This is a genomic window from Blautia glucerasea (assembly GCF_013304385.1).
Taxonomy (GTDB): Bacteria; Bacillota; Clostridia; order Lachnospirales; family Lachnospiraceae; genus Blautia_A; species Blautia_A ammoniilytica.
This window is the reverse complement of the sequence record NZ_JAAITU010000007.1, coordinates 69,065-93,041: the sequence shown is the minus strand read 5'-3', so window position 1 is coordinate 93,041 and position 23,977 is coordinate 69,065. Positions and strand designations below refer to the sequence as shown.

Here is a 23,977-nt window from a genome sequence, read left to right as displayed (position 1 = left end):
AAGTCTTCTTGGTTACCTCAAAAACAACCTACATGTCCTTCGTTGCTGCAGTGCCATCACTGTTTTTCCCTGTTGCGGTAACAGTAGCAACATACGTGCCAGCTTTCTTAAATGTGAGCACCCCTGCAGTAGTATCCACAACTGCTGCGTCTGCTGCAGCTGTGTTTCCTGTAGCTGCATCCTTCAGCGTATAAGTTGTAGTGTCCGCATTCTCTACTGTCACATTATTCTTAAGGTCATAAACAGCAATTGCATCTGCCTTTGCATCCAGTTCTACGGATACATTCGGCTGCTTCACTGTCACGGTCAGCTGCGGTTCTGCATCCTTTGTAACAGTAATGTTCAGGGTATTAACTGTCTGATAAGTCTTTCTGCTGGAAGGATCTGTGTACTTCACAGTCGCTGTTATAGCAGCTATCCCCTCTGCCATGCACTCATAGAATCCTGTATGCGGATTTACTGCAACCACTGCCGGTTTGGATGAATCATAGGTAACTGTTGTGGGAACAACTACACTGCTGTTCAACATAGCTGTACCGGAAACACTTCCTGTATCTCCAACCTTCAGTGTTTTCTCTGTCTCTCTGAGTGTGTAGTTAAAATTCGGATCCGCACTCTGCACATCTACTGATGCTTCCTCGGAAACAACATCCGCTGTCACCTCACTGCCGGATGTAAAGTCTGCTGTCTCAACAGCATCGTCCACTGCATCCGCGTCAAGTGGTGTGATATCCGCTTCGCTTGTCTTTCCGTCTGAGAACTCTTCTGCTTCTGCTCCATAAACAGTAAGCACATCCATAGGAAGAGAACCTGGAACCATTGCTGTAGACAAAAGGCAGGCCAACGCCCGAGCAGTAAATTTCTTCTTATTTGCCATATCGTTCCTCCTTTTATAAAAATAACCATTTTGACCCTGATGTTATCTAATGAATGTGTGAATACATCTGGGCCTATGATCTTCATCCTAAGTAAATCTTCACAAACCTTCCATAACTGTGCCCGAATCACAGGGCCTGATTCAATACTTTGTCCAAAGATCATAATTGGTCTTTGTATATTATACCATATAATTCCAATCTTTTGGCAAGTCATTCACGTAGAAAAACATGTTTTTCGCGTATTTTTATGGCCCGTATGAAAATTATTTTTCATTAATCACAACTATTATCTACCAGGACGCTCAGTACGTAAGTTTGACTGACCTGCTGATTTTATATATAATGATTCCAGTATCAAAAGGTCTGATCCCACCTGTGCTTGCACAAGGGAGGGGAAATGACCTTGGGACACGCCCCGATATAAGCATAAAAGAGGGATGTGTTGATTTCTATAGGGAGGTCCATAAATATGCCAGCTTCATTTAAAGAAATTCTGAACCAGTACATAGATGCACTGGGCTGTACAGCCAGCCAGCTTTCCCGTTATTCCGGCATCTCCGGTGCTACCATCAGCCGTTACCGTTCCGGTGAGCGCACCCCTTCCCCGGATTCACAGCATTTTGAACTTCTATGCCAGGCAATTTCTCAGCTTGCTGTCGAAAACGGTCAAAGCGATCTTACATTCCAAAAAATTGCAGATTCTTTTTCCACTGCTGCAGATATGAATCCTCAGTTGGAGAACCGGTTTTCCCGTAATTTTCACGCCCTTTTGTCAAGTCTTTCTATCAGCGTATCTGATCTGGCCCGTACACTGAATTATGACTCATCTTATATTTCCAGAATCAGAAATGGCCAGCGGACGCCTTCCGATCCCCGGCTTTTCGCTGAAGGAACCGCTCATTTTGTAGTAAAACGATATCCGGAAGCCTCCCACCGTACTATGGTTGCCCGCCTTACCGGCTGCGATCCTCAGAAGCTTATGGATGATACTGCATATTTTGAAACTCTTTCCCAGTGGCTGATACAGGGTGAAAATAAAGAGAAAGACGATCTTTCAGGTTTTCTCCGAAAGCTGGATGAATTTGACCTGAACGAGTACATCCGTGTGATTCATTTTGATAAAATGAAAGTACCCTCTGTACCTTTCCAGTTTCCCATTTCAAAATCCTATTACGGTCTGTCTGAAATGATGGACAGCGAACTGGCTTTTCTGAAAACCACAGTTCTTTCCAAATCCATGGAAGCTGTGACCATGTACAGCGACATGCCTATGGAAGAAATGGCAAAAGATCCGGATTTCCCGAAAAAATGGATGTTTGGCATGGCCATGATGTTAAAGAAAGGACTGCATCTGAATCAGATCCACTGTCTGAACCGATCCTTTACAGATATGATGCTGGGACTTGAAAGCTGGATCCCCATGTATATGACCGGCCAGATCTCCCCCTACTATCTGAAAACTCCTGCCAACCTTACCTTTTCCCATTTATTGAAGGTATCCGGCAGTGCGGCTCTTTCCGGCGAAGCCATTACAGGTTTTCACGAAAATGGCCGGTATTATCTTACCAATAATAAAGAAGAAGTTGCTTATTATAAAAAAAGAGCAGAGCACCTGTTATCCAAGGCCCTGCCCCTGATGGAGATCTACGGTAAGGATTCCCGTTCTCTTTATCATGCGTTTTTACATTCGGATATTGCTTCTGGCGGCAGCCGGTATGGGATCCTGTCCTCACTGCCTCTTTACACAGCAGATGAAGCCCTGCTTTGCCAGATCATGGATCACAATCAGGTTACCTCCAAAGAGCGGACGCAAATCCTGTCCCATGCCAGAGAACAGCTGGAAATGGCACTGCAGATCCTTTCCAGAGATACCATCACAGAGGAGATGCCCCTTCTTACAGAAGAAGAATTCCACAGATCTCCCATGCGGCTTTCCCTGTCAGGTATTTTCTGTGAAAAGGACATTTTCTACAGCTGGGAAGACTATCAGAAGCATCTGCTGCTTCTTAAAAAATTCCAGGAATGCCATCCCAATTATACCTGCCGCCTGACCACAGAAACTGCTTTTTCCAATATCCAGATCCAGATCCACAAAGGCAGCTGGGTCATGGTTTCCAAAAACAAAGCTCCTGCCATGCACTTTTTGATCCGTCATCCGAAAATGCTGCATGCATTTGAAAATATGGTCATTCCGATCAGCGATACAGCACAAATGCCTGATACGGCTTCAGCTGCACCTGCTGCTGATCATACTGACCCGGAAGATTGGAAATAAGGCATTTGCCATTTACAAATTCTTCTGGCAGCTGAATGCTTTGTTCTTTGCCTGAAAAATTGCATACAACCAGAAGCTTCTCCTTCTCCAGTTCCCTGGTATATACGAAAAGATCCGGATCATCAGGGAGAAGCAGCTGGTATTTTCCATATACGATCACCGGATACTCTTTCCGGAGCTGGATCAGTTTTTTGTAATAATAGAACACAGACTGGGGATCCTGAAGCTCTGCTTTGGCATTGATCTCTTTGTAATTAGGATTTACAGGCATCCAGGGCGTTCCTGTGGTAAAGCCTGCACTTTGGCTGTCGTCCCATTGTACCGGAGTACGGGCATTATCCCTGCTTATAAAGGTAAGGCATGGCCAGAATATCTCGTGGCTTAAGCTTCCGCTTTCACACCATTCCCTGTATGCATTAATGCTTTCAATATCATGAAAATCTGCCGGGGTCTTGAAAGGATAATTGGTCATTCCCAGTTCCTCTCCCTGGTATATATACGGCGTTCCCTGCATCATATGAAGGCAGGTAGCCAGCATCTTCGCAGACACTTCTCTGTACTCCTTACTGTCATTGCCATAGCGTGATACTACCCTTGGCTGATCATGATTATCCCAGAAAAGACTGTTCCATGCTTTTCCATAAAGCTGGGTCTGCCATTTTGACAGGATCTGTTTCAGCTCTGTTAATGGCTTGGGTTCATCCGTCCACTTCCCGTATTTGCCTCCGTCCACATGTTCAAACTGAAATACCATATTCAGCTCATGCTCATCTTTGCCAGCATACTTCTGGGCTTCCTCAACAGTAACTCCTGCTGTTTCCCCAACTGTCATAATATCATATCTGGAAAGCACCTTTTCATTCATTTCTTTCAGATATTTATGCACATTTGGGCCATGGATGCAATATTTCCCAAAGTCTCCATACTTACCGCCGTGGGTTTCTCCATCCGGCATCTCCTTTGTCTTGGAAATCATACTGATCACATCCATGCGAAAACCATCGATGCCCTTTTCACACCACCAGTTCATCATATCAAAAACTTCTTTTCGCACCTGGGGATTGTCCCAGTTCAGATCTGGCTGCTTCTTTGAAAAAAGGTGCAGGTAGTACATCTGCCGCTCTTCATCATACTGCCATGCAGAACCCCCGAAAACGGAACCCCAGTTGTTAGGTGGAAGGTTTCCCTCTTTTGCAGGTCTCCAGATATAATAATCATGATAAGGATTGTCTTCTTTCTTACGGCTTTCCACAAACCATTTATGTTCATCAGAGGTATGGTTCACCACCAGATCCATCAGGATCCGGATCCCACGCTTGTGAGCCTCTGTGAGCATTTCATCAAAATCCTCCATCGTTCCAAACTCTGTCATGATCGCCTGGTAATCACTGATGTCATATCCATTATCATCATTTGGGGATTGATAAACCGGTGATAACCAGATCACGCTGATCCCAAGCTGTTGCAGGTAATCCAATCTGGATGTAATCCCTTTGATATCTCCGATCCCATCTCCATTGCTGTCCATAAAGCTTCTGGGATAAATCTGATAAACAACCGCTTCTTTCCACCATGCTTTTTCCATTTATATTCTTTTCCTTTCTGTTTTAGTAATCTTTAAGAATGTCTTTGGATAAGAATCGTACTGCAATTCTCTTAGAATTTCCCGCTGGATCCTCCATGGGTTTTCCCCTGGGAGGAAGTATGTGTAGTGCTGCCGGAATTCTCTTCCTGTCTCTCAATCGGTTTCTTTGTAACTATGCAATTCACCAGATGATCCTGTCTGGTGGTAAGCCGTATGCTGCCTGGCACCACATAATCCTGTGCACTTACTTTTTGCCTTACAGACGTCAGTTTGCTTTTCTTGATAAGCCCAATGATCAGTGCGATTACCAGACCGATCAGAAGATCTGCCGGTATCCAGAAAAGGCCCGGGGTCTCTTTGGGAAGGTGATCGGTATCGTATGCCTCTCCTGTTTTCGCCTGTGTCAGGAACTCATCGCAAAGAGAGGTAAAGTCCTCAAATGCTTCGTAATAATCATCATCCTTCAGTTCTGTGGAAATCTGTTCGATGATATACTGCTGTCCTGCATCTGTAAATGCAGTGATCCCAAAGCCGCTGGTACTGATAGCCCAGTTCCTGTCTCCCATATCCAGCAGAAACAGGATACCATCCAGATCTGGTCCCTGTCCATATCCCTGCAGGTCATAATAATCATCTGCGTATACAGAGGCTTCCTTTCCCTCCAGATCCGGCACCGTAACAATCACTACATCACAGGCCTGCTGCGAGCTTACCTCTTCAAGTTTCTTTTCCAGCTCTTCATACTGTTCTTTTTCCAGGATCCCAGCATTATCTACCAGAAGGGCTCCGTGTTCCTGAACCTCTTCTGCATTCACAGGCATGATCTGTGTTGCACTCATAGTGGTGAGAACAGTCACAAGAAATAAAGTTACAGTTCTACAAATTCTTTTTCTCATTGTCTTGTCCCCCCTCCTATAATAGCATCAGCAGCCACATAAGTCCATAAAGGACAGCGCCGATGGCTGCGCCTCTGGACAGCACATATTTCCAGAATGCCTGTTTATCAGCCGGCAGATCTCCTACCATCTTTCCTGTCTGACCATTCATGGCAAAAAGATAGTGTTCCCCATTCCATGTGGTGCTTAAAAGCCATACCGGATATAACACATACATGTAATCTGCATTCAAAATATGTATATCACTGTGCGCCATATTTACAGAAGTATAATGCTCCATATCCTGACTCATGGCTGATTCTGCACTTTTACGGATCCGCTGTGTAACCCGTTCCTGGCTGTCTTTGGCTTCCACATCATACCTATCTGCAAAGTATCCTGCAAGATAAGCATTCTGAAACGGAACAGCCTCTGCAAAATCAAATGGTTCTATGGATTCCATAAGGGTATTATCCATTTTGCGGGATCCGTCTACCGGTAAATGGGAAAAAGACATATTCCCGCCTCGTTTTACATCATAGGATTTCCGCTCGGTATACTCCATGTCGCCCTGTTCCCATACCCGGATCTTTTCTGCTTTGTAGGAAACATCTGCATGAATATCTGAATCAAAAAGCCAGAAAGGAATGTATACTCCTTTTATTTCATCAATATGATTTTCCCTTGCAAATACAGAAGGCAAAAAGCTTTTTCCCTTCAGATGGTTCTTATAAGATTCCTTTGCTGCCTTTTTATCCAGCTTGAAAGGTATGATGCGGTCCGGCTTCAGATCTCCTGCAAACTGACCTTTTACAACGATTTTATTCCCGCAGAAAGGACAGGAAGATGCTCCTGTAGTCTGTTCGGCAATAATTTCACCTCCACAGGACTGACACACATAAACCTTCATATCCTGGGTTTCTTCCTGGGACCAGGTTTCGTTACCTGTTGATGTCCACTGAGCGGTTCCCTGGTCTTTTGCATTCTGTCTTTCCCATTCTTCCACACTGATCTGGGTATCGCAGTATGGGCACTTTAACTGCTGTGTCTTGCTGTCAAACTCCATAGCCCCACCGCAGGCCGGGCACTTATATTCCATTACATCACTCATCCGGTTGTCTCCTTTCCCTGTGTTAGTGCATCAAAAAGGTCTGCTCTTTCCGCACTCCTGGCAGAATTTCCCTTTATTTACTGTGCCACAGGAGCAGGTCCACTGATCCTGTACAACCGGTCTTGGAGAACCGCATTCCGGACAGAATTTCCCAGTTGCAATCGTGCCGCACTGGCACTGCCAGCTTCCTGGCGCAGTCTGCTGTGCACCAGGCATCCCCTGCTGCATCCCTGCCATGTTCTGCTGCGCTCCAGGCATTCCCTGCTGCATCCCTGCCATATATGGCTGTGCCCCAGGCATTCCCTGCTGCATCCCTGCCATATTCTGCTGTGCTCCCATCTGGTAAAGCCCCTGCATATTCATACCGCCTTGTGCAGATGCCATATTCATGCCGGCAAATCCCATCATGGCTCCATTCTGATTAGAAGCAGCCATCTTCATTGCCTCTGCCTGTGCTCCTGCCAATGTGGCTGCTGCCATCGACGGATTTTGTAAAATAGCCATTCTCTGAGCCTGTTTGATCATCTCAGCATCTTCTTCAGGAAGTGTAACCTGATTCATGCCGATTGCTACGATCTTCAAACCGCGCAGTCCCTGCCATTTCTCACTAAGGATCTTATCCATAGCATCTGTCAGTTCCATTAAATGTCCCGGAATCGCATTCGGACGGATCCCCATCTCTGAAATCCTTGCAAAACCAGGCTGTAATGCTGTAAGGAACTCCGCCTTTAACTGACTGTCCAGTTCCTCTCTTGTGTATTCCTCAGAAACGTTGCCGCACACATTTGTATAAAACAGAATGGGGTCAGTGATCCTGTAGGAATATACTCCATTACAACGTACAGACACATCTATATCAAGACCAATATTTCTGTCTACCACCCGAAATGGGATAGGAGAAGGAGTTCCGAAACGGTTATCCATAATCTCCTTTGTATTAAAATAATATACTCTCTGATCTTTCCCTGTATCTCCGCCAAATGCAAATCTCTGTCCGATCTTGTTAAAGGTATTATTCAAGCTTTCTCCCAGATCACCAGAAAAAATACTTGGTTCTGTGGAAGTATCATAGACGAATTCCCCAGGCTGTGCACACACCTCCACTACCTTGCCCTGATCCACAATAAGCATACACTGTCCGTCTGCAACTGCGATCACAGAGCCATTGGAAATAATGTTGTCATCTCCTTTTTTATTGGAAGATCTTTTCCCAGTCCGTTTCCTGCCCTTCATCACAAGAATGTCCCGATCCATAGCTTCACAATAAAAATATTCCTTCCACTGATCTGCCAGCACGCCTCCAACTGCACCTATTCCAGCCTTAAGTAATCCCATACTTCTACCTCCCGTAAAAATGTTATTATTTATTATTTTACCTCATTTTCCTTTTTTTTTCATCACCTATTTGAATGAAATGCATTTTTCCTTAATTTTTTCAAAAAACGCATAAAAAAAGAAAGCAGAACAAATATCTCTGCTTTCCTTTTATGCTGTCACTGCCGGATAAATTCCAGGCTCTGTCTTTTCAGATCTTTTTAGTCCTGTCCTGTCAAATGCTTTTTTCTGTCAGATACTATTTTCTGTCAAGGGTAAACCAGAATTCCACTCCGTTATCAAAATTCACAACTCCATATTTCTGGTTCATGCCTTCCATAATCGCCTTGACAATAGAAAGGCCAATACCACTGCCGCCATATTCCCTGGTGCGGGCTTTATCCACTTTGAAGAACTTATTCCACAGCTTGGGAATATCCTCCTCCGGTATAGGCGTTCCTGTATTAAAGACTGTAACCTTTACTGTACTTTCTTCTTTAAGGATCTTGATCTCTATCTCGTGTTCCCCTTCCAGATGGTTTAGGGCATTGCTTACATAATTGGTAACTACTTCCTCAGTCTTAAACTCATCTGCCCAAACATAAACTGGCTTCTCTTCCTCGAAAATGATCTTTGCCTCTTTTTGCTGGATCATAATATCCATGGTGGACAGAACCCCCTGGATCAAAGCTGTCAGGTCAAAGCGTTCCATCACGATCTCATCCCTGCCGGATTCCAGATGATTCAAGGTAAGAAGATTTTTCACCAGCTTATTCATCTTTGATGCTTCGTCCATGATCACATCACAGTAGAACTCCATGCTTTCCGGATCATCATTGATCCCTTCCTTCAGTCCTTCTGCATACCCCTGTACAAGGGCAATGGGGGTCTTCAGTTCATGAGATACATTGTCCAGGAATTCTTTACGCATCTCATCGATCTTAACCTTATCTGCAATATCTTTCTGAAGCTTGTTATTAGCAGATTTAAGCTCTGAAATAGTAGTCTCCAGCTGGCCGGACATCCGGTTGAAATTATCTCCCAGAACATCGATCTCGTTGCCTGCATGGCTTTCATACTTTGCTTCAAAATTCAGATCTGACATTTTTCTTGACAGCTCAGTCAGTTCGCTGATCGGCTTTGTGATCCTTCCTGTTACGAGCCAGATCACAATACCGCTGGCAATAATGATCAGCGCTCCTACAAAGAAATAAAACTTATTGGATATGGCAGCGCTTTCCCGGATACTTTCCAGCGGACTCCGAATCAGGAAATAATTCCCATTATCAAAAACGCCCCAGCATTCTACATAATCCATACCCACAAAACGGTCATGTACCTGTTGTACCACATAGTCGTCAGTGGATTCCAGGATCTTGCTCTTTACTTTGTCATCATCCAGATTGCTTGCATACCCGAAAAACAGCTTGTTTCGCAGCTGATCCTCATTCTCCGGCCAGCAGATATACTTGGTGTTATCGCTGTTGATCAATACCCAGGTAAGATTATTTCTGGAACCTGACTGTGCGATTTGCGAAGGCAATTCCTCTTCTGTACCGTCATCATGGACCACTTCATCAACATCGATCTGCGCCAGAACCTCTTTGGCTTCCAGCAAAACCTCTTTCTTCCGTGACACATAGTATTTTTCAAGAAAAATTCCATTGATCAACGTAATTGCAAGCACGGACAGTAAAAGAAGCCCTATAAAAGTAAAGGTGATCTGATGCTTCATAGTGTGCAGTTTTGGGGCTTTTGCGGCTTTTTTATGCTTACCTGGTGATTTCATTCTCCCACCTCGAACTTATAGCCCATACCCCAAACTGTCTTGATGTATTCCCCTTTCTCACCCATTTTGCTACGCAGCTTCTTTACATGGGTGTCAATGGTTCTTGCATCTCCAAAATAGTCATAATTCCATACAGAATTCAGGATCTTCTCTCTGGAAAGGGCAATGCCCTGATTCTCCAGAAAGTATGTGAGGAGTTCAAATTCTTTGAAACTTAAATCCATAGCCTTCCCATCTACAGTAGCAAGATGCGCAGCCTTATCAATCACAATCCCGCCTGCTGACAGTACATCCTGCTGGCTGCCCTGCCCTGTACGGCGCAGGATCGCCTCTACCCTTGCCACCAGGATCTTGGGACTGAATGGCTTGGATATATACTCATCCACTCCCAGATCAAAACCCAGAAGCTCGTCTCTTTCATCACTTCTTGCAGTGAGCATGATAATAGGCACTTTGGAATCCTTACGGATCTCCCTGCACACTTCCCAGCCATCCATCTTCGGCATCATCACGTCCAGGATCACCAATGCAATATCCTTTTCTTTATAAAATATATCCATGGCCTCTTCACCATCACCGGCTTCCAGCACCTGGAAATTCTTCTTTGACAGAAAGTCCTTTACCAGCTTTCTCATACGGCTTTCATCATCCACTACGAGAATCTTAAGTGTATCCATTTATAAACCTCCTTGTTATCCGCCCCAAAAATTATAAATATATAATATAACTGATTTGTGGGCATTTCAAGGCGAGTTTGTGACTTTTGTGTGAAGGGATATGATTGCTATCCACAAGTAATATTTTATCTGGGCCACCGTTCCTCTTTTGGTGGCAGCGGTTCATACCGGTTCTTCCCACCCTCCATTTGATACCAATATGCCACGCTGGACACATCATCCTGCCGCTCAAACAATCCATTATGGGACATTCCGATCTGCTGTACAGTTACGCGGATATCTTCCTGGAAATATATGGGATCCGGAATGTGGAATCTGTACATTCCCCGCATGGGAGGACAGTCATCGTTATGATAAGGATGCGTAGTCAGATCATCATGGGCAGAATAATAAGGATATCCAAGAAAAGGAGTGGAATAGGTCTGTTCTTTCATTTTACCAGGTTCCGGGCTTGCAAAACTCCAGGAACCGCCCACATAATCCTCCATTCCGGTGCCACAGATAGTAGGGTAATCCTTATCTCCATCCAAATAAAATTTCACTTCTCCCTCTCCCCACCAATACCGTTCCAGTGTCTGTAGTGCAATATAAGTTCCTACATAAATGCCTTTTCCATGAACCCCGTCCAGAATGGTATAATCCTTCTTTTTACAGGTTACAGGCTCCCGGTTCCATTTTGCATGAAAATAAAATACTGGATCCGGCAGAGAATCATACAAACAGTAATCAATCTGGTAAAAAAAGGCTGGCACAGGATTTTTATGTTGGCTGATCAAGCGGATCTGTGCTCTTTTCCTGAATGGCATAGAAAAATAACAGTTCAGTCCACGAGACGGCACTACTGCAATGGGATAAGAATTTACCATACATTCTTTCCCAAAACCACAGCAGAAGAAATCCCCCAATGGTACCTCTACAGCTGGATATTCTTCCTCATCCCAGATCATCTGAAGTATCAGGTCCCGAAGCACAAAACAGTCACCCTGAGAGGTTTTGTTATCTACTGTAATCCAAATATGATTAATTACCCCACACCCATGTATATCTGCCAGAACTGTAGTACTGCCTGGTGCAATATCAGTAAGGCATGGATGACCTTTTCGGCCTTTGCCCAGGCTTCCCGATGCCATTCCTCCTTTACCCTTTTCTCCCGTAGGATTTTCCCCATTAATGGCACGGGAACTGCCAAACTTCCCATAAGGAAAAATATTCCCAAATAAATTCATCAGCGCCTCCTGTCATCAGAACACATATCTGACAATCCAATTCTTTGGTTGCATTCTTTTGTTCTGTTATCTAATTTCGTTCTGTTATCTGATTTCGTTCTGTTCTTCCCCTTCGTACATTTCAAACTGCTGTACCTGCACGCTTCCGTATTCTGCAAAAACTCCTGCATTACCAGGTGTAAAACCATAACATCTTCCACAAAGGGCCACATCATCAACATAAGCTGCCACAATATCATTAGATGTAAGAATGAAAATCTGTACAGTTCTGTCTTCTTTAAAATGAACAGGGCGGGTTTCTTCAAAAAACTGATCCTTTTCTGTTTTCCCGGATCTTTCCAGTACCATTCGGTCATGCCCCAGTTCCAGACGCAGCTGGCACCATTGATTCATTTTATCTCCTGATACATGGAACATGATTCCAACTGCATGAGTTCCTTCTGTCCATTGCAATCTGGCTTTTATCAGGCATACATTTTTCATTGCCCCCAGCTGTATCCAGCCAAAACCATCCTTGGAAACTCCTTCTGTCAGCAAATCTGCTGTTCCTGTTTTTGAACTGCATTTCCAAAATCCAGATTTAGGAATCTGTTCCAGACTTATTCTTTTAGAAAAAGACTGAAGGATCGTATCCGGTATTTTTACACCCAGTTCTCCATTTTCTCTTGGAACCAGCTGATGGACGATCACATTTCCGCCCCATACGTACCTGCCATCATTGGTACAATCCTTCCGGATAGACTGCCATCCCACCAGATATCGGTTGATCCCGTCAGAAACTGTTTTTGCAGCATAGAAATCCCTGCCGTCAAATTTTTCATCCCAGAGAGGCGGTACCCATGGACCTTTAAAGGAATCAGCCATTTTATATTTTGTTTCCCATTGTTTTTCATAGGAGGAATACGTCAGATACCATCTTCCATTCATCTGAAAAACGTCCTGGCATTCCAAAGTGGGATCTATCCGCGGCGAGCAGATGGTATCATAATATGTCCAGCTTCGTATATCCTCTGAAACATATACTGCGGTACAGCCGCTGCGATTCTTATCCCCATCCTTTTCACAGGCAGTAACCAGCATACAATACTTACCAAGAACAGGATTCCAGAATACATGGGGATCTCTCCAATGTCTGCCTGCAAAATGCTCCTCATCCGGGTAGAATATATAATCTCTGTCTTTTTCCCATATCTGCAGATCCCAGCTTACAGCCCGAAGGATTGCCTGCTCATATTTGCCTGCTTTTCCTCTGTTTCCTTCGCAAAATCCGGTATAATAAAAATAATATTTTTCCCCATCCCAGCACACACTGCCTGTTGCAGCATGCCAGTCCTGCTCCTGTGGTGTTCCATTCTGAAGCACCAGTCTGAAATGGTCATAATGCACAAAATCTTTTGTCTCTATTGCATAAATGCAATACTTATAAAGATAAAGAAATGTATACACTCCGTCTTTGTAAAAAGGCATCAAATCCCCACACATTTCCCCATGAGGCATTCCTTCATACTGATATTCCGGTGTATAAAAAATGTAATTACATCCTGTCATAATCTCCTCACAATCTCAGCCTTTTACTGCTCCTGCCACAACGCCTTCAATAATATGTTTCTGCAAAATAAAGTACAAAATCAGAATCGGTATCACTGACATAACCATTCCTGCCATCATCAATCCATAGTCTGACGAAAAATCCCCATGGAAGGACTGGGCTGCAATAGGAAGCGTGTACAATTCCTTTTTTACCAGCACCAGGCTTGGAAGCAGATAATCATTCCAGATTGCCAGCGAATCAATGATCACCAAAGTGACCACCGTAGGCTTTAATAGGGGCAGTACCACAGACCTGTAAATCTTCATTCTGGAAGCGCCATCAATCTTAGCAGCCTCTTCCAATTCCAATGGGATAGAGCTTACAATAGCACCATGAAACATAAAGGTTCCCATACTGACCCCAAATCCTACATGCATGCAGATTAGCGTAAGCCGGCTGTTCAGCACATGAAGCACTGATCCATACACCGAAACAATAGGAATCATCAATACCTGAAAAGGGATCACCATAGACAGGATCATCAGGGAAAAGAACAGCTTATTGATCTTCCATTTACACCTTGCAAACAGATAGGCTGTCATGCTGGAAAATAGAACGATTAAAAGCACACTGACTACCGTGATCAGCAGGGAATTAAGAAAAACATTCCAGAAATCCATTCTTTTCAAAGCAAGAAGATAATTTTCCGGACAAAAGCCTTCTTCACCAATAAGCGACAGCGGATTCTTAACCACATCTCTTTTGCTTTTGAAGGAATTGATCAGCACCAGGAAAAAGGGAAATATGTAAACCAGCAATAAAACAGTAAGCAGAAAAGAACTTTTCCCGTATGTTTTTTTCTTTCTCATGCCTGAACCTCCTTCTTCTTTGTAAAATAGATCTGCATCAACGAAACAAAAGCACAAACCACGAACAGCAGAATGGCTTCTGTCTGTCCCAGGCCATAGTTTTTCTCTGAAAAAGCTTTTCTGTAAACATACATGGAGGCCATTACTGTTGAACCAAAGGGATTTCCTTCTGTCAATGAAAAGTTCAGGTCATATGTCATGAAGCATCTGGTAATTGTAAGGAAAATACAGATAATAAATGAAGAAATCATCATTGGCATAACGATATATTTCCTGCAGGCTTTTTCATCACAGCCGTCAATTTTTCCGGCTTCCAGCAGTTCTTTGGGTACGTTCATCAGACCGGCAATATAGATCAGCATCATATAACCGGAATACTGCCACACAGTTACCAGGATCAGTGCAGCCATGGCCAGCTTTGTGTCAGACAGCCAGGACTTTGAAAGGAATCCAATATCCAGGGATTTGCCAAAAGCCACCAACACCCTTCCAAAAATAAACTGCCAGATATACCCCAGGACAACTCCTCCGATCAGATTTGGGGTAAAAAAGGATGCACGGTAAAAATTCTGAAAACGTACTCCCTTCGTCACCAGCCTTGCCAAATGAAATGCTATGTAATTTACAAGAAGCACCGCAATTCCTGTAAAAATAATGGTTAATAGAAGGGACTGCCAGAATTTCACATCCCCAAAAGCCTTTATATAATTTTCCAGTCCCACTATGTTCTTTTCTCTGGAAATCCCATTCCAATCCGTGAACGTTAGATAAACGCCGTAAACAAGCGGAACCAGGATCGTCATCACAAAAAAGAATAGCGATGGTCCGGCAAATACGAGAAATGTACCTGTATTCTTTATCTTTGTCCTGCTTTTTTTAGATATACTCATGCTGCTCTCCTATGTTTGTCTTTCATTTATTCCTATAAATCCTGCATCTTAAGATCCTGTATTCCAGGGGGCCGACACTTGTTTCAAAAGAGATGCTGTATAATCCCGGCACCAGACTTTCATCTATATATGCACAAGATCTGTACAGCATCTCTTTCTCAGGGTTCAACCAGGATTCTTAAGTTCTCTGGCTGCCCCTGGCATTATCATTCATGATTTTTCCAGTAATCGCTGACTTCGGAAATCAATTCATCACGATCCATGTCACCGGAGATATATTTCTGAAGAATAGCACCAACTACTGTATTATGATCACTTGGCATTGCCTGATACCAATATACAGAAGATCCATTCTTTACAAAGGATGCAACAGATGCACTTAATGCAGCCTCAGGCTCCTGTGTATTATTGGAAAATGCAGTAATCAGAGAACATGTATTTACCATGAATTTCTGGCCATAATCGCTGTATACCAGCCAGTTCAGAAATTCAAGAGCTGCCTTCTGCTCATCTTCAGAAGAATATGCTGCGTCAACTGCGAGCATCTTGGTAGCTCCGCTGACCAGATTATGGGCATTCACTTCATCCTTGGTATCCATCGGGTATGGCATAATTCCCACATTATCTGTAAGTTCACTTACATCTGTGGCCCAGCTTCCATTTGGCCAGAATGCAACGGTTCCTTCTTTCAGATACTCATCATTCATATCATAGGTTGCAGAAAGAGGATCATCTTTGTTGATGTTATACTCCATATATACATCGATCAGATCCATTAATGCATTAAAGTCCTCATCATTCGCCAGATCTTCTTCTCCCTTTTTCAGTCCGTCTACAAAAGCCAAAGATGCTTCTTCACTTCCATCTTCTCTTGCACAATAAGCCTGTCCAAATACATGGCTTGCCAGTGACCAGTCATCCTGGTTCAGTGCAACCGGACTTTCCATGCCGCCTTCTACCAGTTTGTCCAAAAGACCTTTAAAAGCTTCCAGATTGCTATAGTCTTCCCAGTTAAATGTTTCTCCTGTAATCTTCTCGATGGCATCCGCATTATAGATCAGCCCCATAGCTTCAATTACAAATGGGAATCCATATACTTTTCCATCCAGAGTCAGGCCATACTGGGATCCTCCGTCTCCAATCCATTTCTCTCCGCTAAGATCATACAGATATTCCTGATAATCTGCCACATCCGGATAATCCATCATCATAATGGTGTACGGCTCCCCTGCTGCATACTTCTCGGTAATATGGTTCTCTTCCGTATTGGTATAGAATTCCACCTCAATACCTGTTTCTTCTTTAAATGCAGCTCCCATATCTTCCAGGTAATCCTGGATCTCTGTTTTAGTATTCAGAAATGTGATCTTTGTCCCTGAAAGATCTGATTCCTGTGCCATTACTGTGCCAGCCGGAGCCACCATTGAACCAACCATGCATCCTGCCATTAAAAGTGCAATTGCCTTTTTACTCATTTGCTTTCCTCCTTGTTTTCATTTCTTTACATTTTTTTGATGGGTTTATATTAACATATTTATCATTTATAGTCAATTATCTTTTCTTTTTTTACATCGTTTCGTAAATTATGTATAGTTTTCTTTATACTATTTGTCTTAAATCACAATATTTAGTAATACATTTTTTACTTTTTCATTTTATGTATTTACATTTTTAACATTTTACGCTATACTGAATTATAGAAAGAACCCTATATTCAGGAGATGTGAGATGAATAAGAAAAAAACAACCATACAGGACATTGCAGATTCCCTGGGTTTTTCCAGAGTCACTGTATCTAAAGCTCTGAATAACTCTGGTGATGTGTCCCAAAAGACAAAAGAAATCATTCTGAACCGTGCAAAACTGATGAATTATAAGGCCTTCCGGTCAGACACGATTCCTGAGGCAGTCAAAGAAGAAGCATTGCCTGGGCAAAGCGGCAATATTGCCTTATTTTTACATATGATACCGGATAGCTTCCATATGGCCTCCTATTTCATGATGTCGTTAGAACAGGCACTTGGAAAGATCGGCTATTCTCTGTCCCTTCATCTGATCACAGACTGTGAGCTTGCTAACCATACATTACCAGCTAGTTTCCACATCCAGAATACAGATGCTATCCTTGCACTGGAGATTTTTGACCGGGATTACTGTGAATTTCTATGCACCCTGAAAAAGCCTGTGCTTTTCTCAGACATATACAGTTCCTTTACCCAGGGAGACCTGCCTGCAGATATTCTGGTAGCAGACAATTATACTGCTTCTGTAAAACTGTATTCTTCTGTAATCGAAGAACGCAAGCCAAGCACTATAGGATTTCTGGGTGATCCGAATTACTGCCTCAGCTTTTATGACCGGTTCAAAGGCTTTCTGAACGTGGCACAGACCTACGGTTTTCTATCTACTTACAAAGAACACTCCATTATCTCTGATAATAAAAACTTCCAGGATGACCTGTGGATGCAGGATCGCTTTAAGGCCCTGGAGCTTCCAAGCCTGCTTGTCTGTGCCAATGATATCCTGGCTATGAAAGCACTCACCTGCCTGGAACGGTTGAATATCAAGGTACCGGAGGATGTGATGGTCTGCGGATATGACGGAACCCCTACCATTTCCTCCTTGTATCCATCCCTTACCACCATCATTGCCCCCAGTGAAGAAATGGGGATCATGGCTGCTGAGATTCTCAGCCACAAGATCAAGAATCCACAGCTTCCCAACATGATCATTACCATGAACTCCAAGATCAAGAAGAACCGGACTACCGGGAATTATGAAAGGTAATTGTTATTTCTTGCATATAAAAAACTGCTGCACAAACTGTACAGCAGTTTTTTATAGTGGAAGCAGTGGGGCTCGAACCCGCGACCTCTCGCGTGTGAGGCGAACGCTCATCCCAGCTGAGCTATGCTTCCTTCTCATAAATGCAGGCACACTTAAAAGCCTGCATTCTATGGACCTGGCGGGAATTGAACCCGCGTCCGAAAGTCTATCCCTTGCGGCATCTCCCATCACAGTCAATGTTTTAACATTCCCTCCACAGCACGCCCACAGACAGGCTTACTGCTTCAGTAGCTTCATAATACATCTGCCGGGACAAAGCTTAACCGGCAAGGTTTCTCACATAGTCGACGCCAGGCTCCTGATGTGTGAGTGCATCAGGTCTGACGGGCAGCACTTAGGCTGCCATTACTAACTGATCGTCAGCGTTTATATTTAGAATTTCCCGTTTTAACGCAGTTCGGGAGCTGCGGATGGCTTCCTCAACTTCAAAACCCCCGTCGAAACCAGTACAAGCCCGAATAGATAAAATCGGATATCTTTGCTGGTACGCAGACGAATTGAAACTGTGTGGCAGAACATATCTGTCACTACCTGACAGCCGACAGTCTTACCATCAACTCTCTTGTTAAAGAATTATAATCATGTTTCCACCGGCTGTCAAGGCAAATTACAGCATTATTTCAAATCAAATCACAACATTATTTCATATCAATCACAGCATTATTTCAAATCATTTCAACTCAAATCCTATTCTCCGAATTCCTGTGCTGCTTTCTTCAGCATCTGACGGATTGGTAAATGATAAGGACATCTTGTCTCACACTTCCCACATCCGATACATGCAGAAGCCTTCACCAGAAGCTTCTCATAACGGGCTCTTGCCCACTCTTCCAGATTGTAACGTAACAGATAACCTTCCATAAGAAAAACATTCGGAATACCGATCCCTACGCTGCAAGGCGCACAGTAATTACATCTTCTGCAGAAATTGGTTCCCAGCTGTCTGCGCACCTCATCCATCTTCTCTTTTTCTTCTAAGGTAAGAGGTGTCTGATCTGAACAGGCAGCAATATTCTCTTCTAATTCGGCAATCTCAGCCATTCCCGGGATGGTCACAGTAACATCCGGATTGGAACAGACATAACGCAGTGCAAGACGTCCATCCTCAATAGCTCCGCCAGCTAAAGGCTTCATATCAATGAATCCGATCCCCTTCTCTGCGCATTTACGAATCAGCTCTTCTCCCTGATTCTCCACAATATTATATGGAAACATGATAGTCTCAACCCAGTCAAGCTCCAGTGCCTTCTCAAAAACAGCTGTAGAATGTGCAGTCAGACCTATATGTCCGATCTTTCCGGATGCCTTTGCTTCTTTAAGCGCTTCCAGTGCACCTCCTTTGCCGATCACCTGCTCCAGCTGGTCCATAGAAGGATTGTGTACCTGATACAGATCAATATGATCTGTACGAAGATTATTCAGGCTGATCTGGATATCGGCTGCCATTGCATCTTTTGTCCTGGACATGCTCTTGGTTGCGATCACAAACTGATCCCTGATCCCCTCAAGACCATATCCCAGATACTCCTCGCTGACTGTATAGCCTCTGGCTGTATCAATATAATTTACGCCCTCTTCTGCCAGCTTATGCATCAGCGCCCGTGTACCCTCTGCATCAATTTTCTGGATAGGAATACCTCCGAATCCCATCCTTGAAATACGAAGCCCTGTTTTTCCTAAGTATGTATACTCCATCTCTCTCCTTTCCGGGATATTCCCTGTTCTTCAAAAACAGTGTAAAAATCCCTCACTGATAATCATTTACTGCTCATCACCTATAGAGGTGGAAAACCTCTCACATTCGGCATATATTGAAAGGGATGCTGCCATGTGCAGCATCCCTTCTATCCGTGTATCCACACGCATCGCTCTCATGTCTGTCTGAAGCTTCTGCTGCAGGGCAGCCTGACCGCATCAAACTCTGGAGAGATACTCTCCTGTTCTTGTATCAATCTTCAGCTTGTCGCCTTCGTTTACGAAAAGCGGTACCATAACCTGTGCACCAGTCTCAACAACAGCCGGCTTGGTAGCACCCTGTGCTGTATTACCTGCAAACCCTGGCTCTGTCTCTGTAACAAGCAGCTCTACAAACAACGGCGGCTCAATAGCAAATACATTACCATTGTGAGAACAGATCTTAACCATCTCGTTCTCTTTCACGAATTTAAGAGAATCGCCTACCTGCTCTTCTGTAAGGCCGATCTGGTCAAATGTTTCTACGTTCATGAAATAATACAGTCCGCCATCATTGTACAGATACTGCATATCTACACGCTCAATACGTGCTGTAGGGAACTTCTCAGTAGGACGGAAAGACTTCTCCAGTACAGCTCCTGTAATGATATTTTTGTATTTGGTTCTTACGAAAGCAGCTCCTTTACCAGGTTTTACATGCTGAAATTCTACGATCTGACATACATTGCCATCAATTTCCACTGTGACGCCGTTTCTGAAATCACCTGCTGAAATCATACTTGTGTTTCCTCCTTAATTGTGCTTATCGCTAAAAAATATTTTATAATACCCAGGAATATTTTTCAACTGTTTTTTTACTTATCTTGCCATTTATATTTTTCCGTTTCAAATTGTCCTTTGATTTATACAATTTGTCCTTATAAATGATCTCGTTTCTTTTTATTTCTCTTTTAATTTTTCCTCAATCTCACTGATCAGATCATCAAAGGGCTTTACGCCTGTAACGACCTGGATATCGGCAAAACCTGCATAAATAGGATCTCTTTGCTTCAGAAGCTTTTTCATCTTCTCATCCCTGTCATCACCTTCCAGAAGCGGATTGGTATTCCCACTGCCTTCCATACGCTTTTTAAGCACGTCTGCAGATCCTTTCAGGTAAACAACAGTACCCAGCTGTTTTATATACTTCTGGTTCTGTTCCTGTACCGGAAGACCGGAGCCAAGAGAAATGATCTTTTTCTCCTTGTCCTCGATCAAGCCTTTGATGGTCATTGTTTCCAGTGCTCTGTAATACGGTTCCCCAAATCTCTGAAAAATCTCTTTGATAGACATATCCATCTTTTTGCTGATCACTCTGTCCACATCAATAAATGGCAGTCCAAGATCCTTGGACAGACGTTTCCCCACTCGAGTTTTTCCTGAACCCATAAATCCAATGATAACGATATGGTTCATGAATTCCCCTCCTTCTTTTGCTTTTGATAAAAAAATAAAACTATTTTTTCCAGATAACGCTTAAGAACGATCTGGATTTCTTCTTTTGGATGGATCGGCTTCACAAGAATGCAAAAAAGCCCTGCCTTCTTTGCACCGTAAATATCAGTAAATAGCTGATCACCGATAAAAAGTGTATTCTTCCGCTCCGTGCCCAGAAGCTCCATAGCCTTCTGATAGCCCTTTGGCGACGGCTTGCCAGCCTTATATACACAGCATCCACCTGTCTCTTCACAAAAAGGCTCCACTCTATCCTTTTTGTTGTTGGATACAAAACAGTATCCAAAGCCAAGTTCTTTCAACCTTGCAAAAAGGGCTTTGGCCCTTTCATCTGCCGGTGCCCCATGAGGCACCAGCGTGTTATCAATATCAAACAGAATCCCCCGGAAGCCTTTGGCATATAGCTGTTCAAAATCGATCTGATATGTGGAATCCAGATATTGATCCGGATAAAAGCACTTAAACATTCACTATCCTCTTTCATACAATTTCTGTTTTTGTGTTTCCGTCCCTGGCCTGGCTTCCTACTTTTCAAGATAAGCCTGCATCTCTTCCATACGCTGCTTCATCAGCTGGTACCCATGATCATAAAACTCTGTCAGCTTCTCTACATTCTGCTCAGTTCTTGACACAGGCTCCACCTCCGGACGGATCACAAAAATATGGCCTTCTTCTTCCCATTTCTCCACCAGCTCCATTACCCGGTTGTAATTCCGGTAACGGTTCAAAAGTGCGTTTAAAAGATTGGGATATTTCTTCAATGCAGCCGTATAAAGAAGTCTGCTTTTCCCGGGTGCTTTCTTACGATAGCCTTTATTTCGAGTAAGCACTACCACATTCTTCTGATGCCCCAGCTTCATGGAATGAATCAGAGGCACAGAATCTGCCACGCCTCCATCCACACAAGGAATACCATCCACATCTACCACAGGACTTATTAATGGAATACTGGAAGAAGCCCTGCAGATCGTGAGAAGCCGTTCCCTGTCCTGCTTCTCTGAAAGATACATAGCCTCTCCAGTAAGACAATTGGTCACAACCACTTCACATTGGATATCAGAAGCAAAGTAAGTATCAAAGTCAAAAGGAAAAAGCCGGTTAGGATATTCGTCAAAAAGTCTGTCCATATCAAAAAGATATCCCTTTTTCAAGGCATCCTTTGTACCAATATAACGATTCTTCCGATCCTGGATGATCGTACAGTCCTTTGTCCTGCCGATCTGTTTTGAAACATAATCTATCGCATTACAGGCACCTGCTGAAACGCCGATCACATAAGGAAACTTAACTTCCTTTTCCATCAGGTAATCCAGCACGCCGGCAGTAAACACACCTCTTGTGCCGCCGCCTTCCAGTACCAGTGCTGCCTCTTTTTTGCCATTCACTTGTGTCAATGCCCCCTTACCTGTCGCTAAGCGGCACATACTCTGACGGATCCAGTACATTCTTATAAGCCGGACGGATGATCTTGTCTACATTGATCAGCTCTTCCATACGGTGCGCACTCCATCCTACAATACGTGCCACAGCAAACATAGGTGTATATAATTCCAGAGGAAGATCCAGCATGCTGTACACAAAACCGCTGTAAAAATCCACATTGGCGCTTACGCCCTTGTAGATCCGGCGCTCCTGTGCGATCACCTCCGGTGCCAGGTGCTCTACATTGGCATACAACTGATAATCCTTCATCCTGCCCTTTTCCTTGGCAAGCTTCTCTACAAAGCCCTTCAATACCTGTGCACGTGGATCAGATACGGAATAAACTGCATGTCCCATACCATAGATCAGTCCCCGTTTATCAAAGGCTTCTTTGTGAAGAAGCTTCCTCAGATATACGCGGATCTCATCTTCGTCAGAGAAATCTTTGATATGCTTCTTCATATCATTAAACATGCTCATCACTTTAATATTGGCACCGCCATGCTTTGGTCCTTTTAAGGAGCCAAGAGCTGCTGCCACAGCAGAATATGTATCTGTACCTGAAGAAGACACAACTCTTGTGGTAAATGTGGAGTTATTACCACCGCCGTGTTCCATATGAAGAATCAGTGCAAGATCCAGGATCTTTGCCTCCAAATGGCTGTATTTCTTATCTGGGCGCAGCATACGGAGAATATTCTCCGCAGTAGACAAATCCTTCTTAGGATTATGGATATACAGGCTCTTCCCACATGAATAATGATTGTATGCCTGATAGCCATAAACTGACAAAAGCGGGAATACGCTGATCAGGTTCAAACACTGACGCAGAACATTAGGCAGTGCAATATCATCTGGATTTTTGTCATAACAGTAAAGAGTAAGCACACTCCTTGACAGTGCATTCATAATATCCTTGGAAGGCGCTTTCATGATTACGTCTCTGACAAAATTGGTAGGCAGTGATCTCTGATTTGCAAGAAGTTTGGTAAAATCCTGCAGTTCCTGCGCAGTTGGCAGTTTACCAAACATTAAAAGGTAGGTTGTTTCCTCAAAGCCAAATCGGTCATCCTCAATAAAACCTCTGGTAAGATCCTTGATATCATATCCCCTGTAAGACAGCTTTCCTGCACATGGCACTTCCTTGCCATCCACTACCTTTGTGGCACACACATTGGATACCTGGGTAAGTCCGGCCAGCACACCTTTACCATTCACATCTCGCAAACCGCGCTTTACATCATATTTCCCATAAAGAGAAAGGTCCAGGGTGGAATGATCTTTACAGATCTCCGTCAGATTTTCAATTTCCGGCGTTACTTTCATATTAAATCCTGTCATTAAACAATCTCCTTTCTATTGGTAATATTATAACATCATATTTTCTTCAGGTAAACCAAAGAATCCATCCAGCTGCATTCCCGCACAAATCCATGTTACTGTTCACTCTATTCAAAGTATCCCGATATCCTTAAAGAAGCTGTCATAAGCTGATTCTT

Annotated in this window: 20 protein-coding genes, 1 tRNA gene and 1 other RNA gene; 2 read left to right on the top strand and 20 right to left on the bottom strand. The window is 43.5% G+C overall.

Going from position 1 to position 23,977, the window contains the following annotated elements; genetic code table 11:
• Positions 1 to 28: 28 nt before the first annotated feature.
• A complete protein-coding gene (locus G5B11_RS04870; protein ID WP_173727070.1) occupies positions 29 to 877 on the bottom strand; it encodes a hypothetical protein in 849 nt (282 codons plus the stop codon).
• A gap of 470 nt (positions 878 to 1,347) precedes the next feature.
• Between G5B11_RS04870 and G5B11_RS04865 the strand changes: the two genes are divergently transcribed.
• Positions 1,348 to 3,153: a helix-turn-helix domain-containing protein gene (locus G5B11_RS04865; protein ID WP_173727069.1), complete on the top strand. Its 1,806-nt coding sequence runs from the start codon at positions 1,348 to 1,350 to the stop codon at positions 3,151 to 3,153.
• Here the strand turns inward: G5B11_RS04865 and G5B11_RS04860 are convergent.
• The 11 genes from G5B11_RS04860 to G5B11_RS04810 form a co-directional block, all read right to left on the bottom strand.
• Positions 3,074 to 4,738, bottom strand: coding sequence for a glycoside hydrolase family 13 protein (locus tag G5B11_RS04860; protein ID WP_173727068.1), 1,665 nt, complete (start codon positions 4,736 to 4,738; stop codon positions 3,074 to 3,076). The genes G5B11_RS04865 and G5B11_RS04860 overlap by 80 nt on opposite strands.
• Positions 4,739 to 4,809: 71 nt before the next feature.
• On the bottom strand, positions 4,810 to 5,634 hold the full coding sequence (locus tag G5B11_RS04855; RefSeq protein WP_173727067.1) for a TPM domain-containing protein: 825 nt from the start codon (positions 5,632 to 5,634) through the stop codon (positions 4,810 to 4,812).
• A gap of 16 nt (positions 5,635 to 5,650) precedes the next feature.
• Positions 5,651 to 6,724, bottom strand: a complete 1,074-nt coding sequence (locus G5B11_RS04850) for a hypothetical protein (protein WP_173727066.1) — start codon at positions 6,722 to 6,724, stop codon at positions 5,651 to 5,653.
• Between the two features lie 30 nt (positions 6,725 to 6,754).
• On the bottom strand, positions 6,755 to 8,059 hold the full coding sequence (locus G5B11_RS04845) for an SPFH domain-containing protein (protein WP_158422807.1): 1,305 nt from the start codon (positions 8,057 to 8,059) through the stop codon (positions 6,755 to 6,757).
• A 238-nt stretch (positions 8,060 to 8,297) separates the two neighbouring features.
• Positions 8,298 to 9,827 (bottom strand): sensor histidine kinase, encoded by a 1,530-nt coding sequence (locus tag G5B11_RS04840; RefSeq protein WP_173727065.1) that lies wholly within the window; start codon positions 9,825 to 9,827, stop codon positions 8,298 to 8,300.
• Positions 9,824 to 10,504 carry a response regulator transcription factor gene (locus tag G5B11_RS04835; RefSeq protein WP_158422808.1) on the bottom strand — a complete coding sequence of 227 codons (681 nt, stop codon included), beginning with the start codon at positions 10,502 to 10,504 and terminating at the stop codon, positions 9,824 to 9,826. Before G5B11_RS04835 ends, G5B11_RS04840 begins: the two co-directional genes overlap by 4 nt.
• A gap of 125 nt (positions 10,505 to 10,629) precedes the next feature.
• Positions 10,630 to 11,733 (bottom strand): glycoside hydrolase family 172 protein, encoded by a 1,104-nt coding sequence (locus tag G5B11_RS04830; RefSeq protein WP_416797838.1) that lies wholly within the window; start codon positions 11,731 to 11,733, stop codon positions 10,630 to 10,632.
• 81 nt (positions 11,734 to 11,814) lie between these two features.
• Positions 11,815 to 13,278 (bottom strand): hypothetical protein, encoded by a 1,464-nt coding sequence (locus tag G5B11_RS04825; protein ID WP_173727064.1) that lies wholly within the window; start codon positions 13,276 to 13,278, stop codon positions 11,815 to 11,817.
• Between the two features lie 15 nt (positions 13,279 to 13,293).
• Positions 13,294 to 14,130 (bottom strand): carbohydrate ABC transporter permease, encoded by an 837-nt coding sequence (locus G5B11_RS04820; protein ID WP_158422811.1) that lies wholly within the window; start codon positions 14,128 to 14,130, stop codon positions 13,294 to 13,296.
• Positions 14,127 to 15,020 carry a carbohydrate ABC transporter permease gene (locus G5B11_RS04815; protein WP_158422812.1) on the bottom strand — a complete coding sequence of 298 codons (894 nt, stop codon included), beginning with the start codon at positions 15,018 to 15,020 and terminating at the stop codon, positions 14,127 to 14,129. Before G5B11_RS04815 ends, G5B11_RS04820 begins: the two co-directional genes overlap by 4 nt.
• A 206-nt stretch (positions 15,021 to 15,226) precedes the next feature.
• Complete coding sequence (locus G5B11_RS04810; RefSeq protein WP_173727063.1) at positions 15,227 to 16,495, bottom strand: ABC transporter substrate-binding protein; 1,269 nt, start codon at positions 16,493 to 16,495, stop codon at positions 15,227 to 15,229.
• 253 nt (positions 16,496 to 16,748) lie between these two features.
• Between G5B11_RS04810 and G5B11_RS04805 the strand changes: the two genes are divergently transcribed.
• Entirely contained in the window at positions 16,749 to 17,807 is a 1,059-nt protein-coding gene (locus G5B11_RS04805) for a LacI family DNA-binding transcriptional regulator (RefSeq protein ID WP_158422814.1), read from the top strand.
• A 57-nt stretch (positions 17,808 to 17,864) separates the two neighbouring features.
• On the opposite strand, the gene G5B11_RS04800 is transcribed toward G5B11_RS04805, so the two are convergent.
• The 8 genes from G5B11_RS04800 to G5B11_RS04765 form a co-directional block, all read right to left on the bottom strand.
• Positions 17,865 to 17,938: transfer RNA gene (locus tag G5B11_RS04800), tRNA-Val, on the bottom strand.
• 36 nt (positions 17,939 to 17,974) lie between these two features.
• Positions 17,975 to 18,323: a transfer-messenger RNA gene (ssrA, locus tag G5B11_RS04795) on the bottom strand.
• A gap of 231 nt (positions 18,324 to 18,554) precedes the next feature.
• A complete protein-coding gene (locus G5B11_RS04790; protein ID WP_173727062.1) occupies positions 18,555 to 19,562 on the bottom strand; it encodes an aldo/keto reductase in 1,008 nt (335 codons plus the stop codon).
• Between the two features lie 219 nt (positions 19,563 to 19,781).
• Complete coding sequence (gene efp / locus G5B11_RS04785) at positions 19,782 to 20,339, bottom strand: elongation factor P (protein ID WP_158422019.1); 558 nt, start codon at positions 20,337 to 20,339, stop codon at positions 19,782 to 19,784.
• Between the two features lie 162 nt (positions 20,340 to 20,501).
• Positions 20,502 to 21,017 (bottom strand): shikimate kinase, encoded by a 516-nt coding sequence (locus G5B11_RS04780; protein WP_158422020.1) that lies wholly within the window; start codon positions 21,015 to 21,017, stop codon positions 20,502 to 20,504.
• Entirely contained in the window at positions 21,014 to 21,523 is a 510-nt protein-coding gene (locus G5B11_RS04775; protein ID WP_173727061.1) for a YqeG family HAD IIIA-type phosphatase, read from the bottom strand. Before G5B11_RS04775 ends, G5B11_RS04780 begins: the two co-directional genes overlap by 4 nt.
• A 57-nt stretch (positions 21,524 to 21,580) precedes the next feature.
• Positions 21,581 to 22,441, bottom strand: coding sequence for a patatin-like phospholipase family protein (locus G5B11_RS04770; RefSeq protein WP_262582925.1), 861 nt, complete (start codon positions 22,439 to 22,441; stop codon positions 21,581 to 21,583).
• A 16-nt stretch (positions 22,442 to 22,457) separates the two neighbouring features.
• The gene (locus G5B11_RS04765) at positions 22,458 to 23,819 is read right to left on the bottom strand and encodes a citrate/2-methylcitrate synthase (RefSeq protein WP_173727060.1); all 1,362 of its coding nucleotides are present in this window, start codon (positions 23,817 to 23,819) and stop codon (positions 22,458 to 22,460) included.
• Positions 23,820 to 23,977 lie beyond the last annotated feature (158 nt).

Coding starts and splice junctions, on each gene's coding strand:
- G5B11_RS04840 (WP_173727065.1), bottom strand. CDS start 9,827: ATGAAATCACCAGGTAAGCATAAAAAAGCCGCAAAAGCCCCAAAACTG.
- G5B11_RS04790 (WP_173727062.1), bottom strand. CDS start 19,562: ATGGAGTATACATACTTAGGAAAAACAGGGCTTCGTATTTCAAGGATG.
- G5B11_RS04825 (WP_173727064.1), bottom strand. CDS start 13,278: ATGACAGGATGTAATTACATTTTTTATACACCGGAATATCAGTATGAA.
- G5B11_RS04765 (WP_173727060.1), bottom strand. CDS start 23,819: ATGACAGGATTTAATATGAAAGTAACGCCGGAAATTGAAAATCTGACG.
- G5B11_RS04860 (WP_173727068.1), bottom strand. CDS start 4,738: ATGGAAAAAGCATGGTGGAAAGAAGCGGTTGTTTATCAGATTTATCCC.
- G5B11_RS04845 (WP_158422807.1), bottom strand. CDS start 8,059: ATGGGATTACTTAAGGCTGGAATAGGTGCAGTTGGAGGCGTGCTGGCA.
- G5B11_RS04805 (WP_158422814.1), top strand. CDS start 16,749: ATGAATAAGAAAAAAACAACCATACAGGACATTGCAGATTCCCTGGGT.
- G5B11_RS04775 (WP_173727061.1), bottom strand. CDS start 21,523: ATGTTTAAGTGCTTTTATCCGGATCAATATCTGGATTCCACATATCAG.
- G5B11_RS04780 (WP_158422020.1), bottom strand. CDS start 21,017: ATGAACCATATCGTTATCATTGGATTTATGGGTTCAGGAAAAACTCGA.
- G5B11_RS04870 (WP_173727070.1), bottom strand. CDS start 877: ATGGCAAATAAGAAGAAATTTACTGCTCGGGCGTTGGCCTGCCTTTTG.
- G5B11_RS04815 (WP_158422812.1), bottom strand. CDS start 15,020: ATGAGTATATCTAAAAAAAGCAGGACAAAGATAAAGAATACAGGTACA.
- G5B11_RS04865 (WP_173727069.1), top strand. CDS start 1,348: ATGCCAGCTTCATTTAAAGAAATTCTGAACCAGTACATAGATGCACTG.
- G5B11_RS04850 (WP_173727066.1), bottom strand. CDS start 6,724: ATGAGTGATGTAATGGAATATAAGTGCCCGGCCTGCGGTGGGGCTATG.
- G5B11_RS04810 (WP_173727063.1), bottom strand. CDS start 16,495: ATGAGTAAAAAGGCAATTGCACTTTTAATGGCAGGATGCATGGTTGGT.
- G5B11_RS04855 (WP_173727067.1), bottom strand. CDS start 5,634: ATGAGAAAAAGAATTTGTAGAACTGTAACTTTATTTCTTGTGACTGTT.
- efp (WP_158422019.1), bottom strand. CDS start 20,339: ATGATTTCAGCAGGTGATTTCAGAAACGGCGTCACAGTGGAAATTGAT.
- G5B11_RS04820 (WP_158422811.1), bottom strand. CDS start 14,130: ATGAGAAAGAAAAAAACATACGGGAAAAGTTCTTTTCTGCTTACTGTT.
- G5B11_RS04835 (WP_158422808.1), bottom strand. CDS start 10,504: ATGGATACACTTAAGATTCTCGTAGTGGATGATGAAAGCCGTATGAGA.